The organism is Labedella phragmitis (genome assembly GCF_004078635.1).
Classification (GTDB): Bacteria; Actinomycetota; Actinomycetes; order Actinomycetales; family Microbacteriaceae; genus Labedella; species Labedella phragmitis.
The window spans coordinates 1-536 of sequence record NZ_RZNB01000017.1; the positions used below are offsets into that span (position 1 = coordinate 1).

Annotated in this window: 1 protein-coding gene; it reads left to right on the forward strand. The window is 38.6% G+C overall.

The window, feature by feature from the left end:
• The coding region (locus ELQ90_RS16755) for an RNA-dependent RNA polymerase family protein (RefSeq protein ID WP_166409150.1) at window positions 1-536 on the forward strand (536 nt) is incomplete at both ends.

Consider the following 536-nt stretch of genomic DNA (forward strand, 5'->3'; position numbering starts at 1 on the left):
TGACATAACAAGCAAGGTGCTGACATTTGCAGATGATACAAAGGTGTTCAGAAAGGTTAAACATGATGGCGATAAACAGCGTTTACAGGACGATTTAGACAAGTTAATCAAATGGTCTGAAAAATGGCAGATGTTATTTAATTTTGGTAAATGTAAATGCCTCCACACTGGACATGGGAACAAAGATGTACACTATAAAATGGGGGGTACTGTTCTTAGCACTACCACAACAGAAAAGGACTTAGGGGTAATAATTAGTGCCGATATGAAGGTTTCAGAGCAGTGCGGAATTGCAGCATCAAAGGGAAATCAAATGCTTGGGTTAATTAGGAGAAATATAGCGTATAAGGAAAAAGAACTAATAATACCACTGTATAAAGCAATAGTTAGGCCTCATTTGGAATACTGTATACAAGCGTGGAGACCTTATCACAAGAAGGACATAGATATGCTAGAAAGAGTACAGAGGAGAGCAACTAAAATGATTACAGGACTGAGAGACCGTAGTTACATGGAACGCCTAAAGGAGTGTGGAT